Below are 570 nucleotides of genomic sequence, written 5' to 3' on the forward strand. Positions count from 1 at the left end.
GCCTCGCCGTGACCGCGGCGTCGATGCTCCTGACGGCCTGGCGCGGGGTGCCGGAGTCGCTGCCCCGCGAGAAGCGCCTCTCGCGCGGCCTCCGCTCGACGCTCCGACCGTTCGGCGGCCTGCTGCGCGACCGCGTGTTCGTCCTGCTGCTGCTCGCCTACGCGCTGGGGTTCACCGCCATGATCTCCTACGTCTCCGCCTCGCCCTTCGTCGGCCAGCAGGTGCTTGGCATGTCCCCGGTGGCCTACGCGTTCGCGTTCACCGCCGGCGCCACGGCCTTCATCGCGACGAACCTGGTCAACGCACGGCTCGGCCCCCGGGTCGGTCCGGCCCGCATGCTCGCGATCGGCTCGGTGGTCCTGCTCGTCGGTGCGCTCGGGATGCTCGCCTTCGTCATCACCGGCACGCTCACGATCGCGTCGTTCATCGCCTGCGCGTTCGCGCTCGGCTGCGGCACGGCGCTGACCATGTCGAACTCCAGCACGCTCGCGCTCATGCGGGCGGGCCACGCCCGCGGCTCGGGATCCGCGCTGCTCGGCACGGCCCAGTTCGCGCTGGGCGGCACCGCCG

At 73.3% G+C, this 570-nt stretch carries 1 protein-coding gene; it reads left to right on the top strand.

What is annotated here, in order from left to right:
* Window positions 1-570, top strand: a 570-nt coding sequence (locus ACFPZL_RS14140; protein ID WP_382336050.1) for an MFS transporter, incomplete at both ends; no start/stop codon positions are given.

The sequence above is a fragment of the Leucobacter soli genome (genome assembly GCF_042659205.1).
GTDB lineage: Bacteria > Actinomycetota > Actinomycetes > Actinomycetales > Microbacteriaceae > Leucobacter > Leucobacter soli.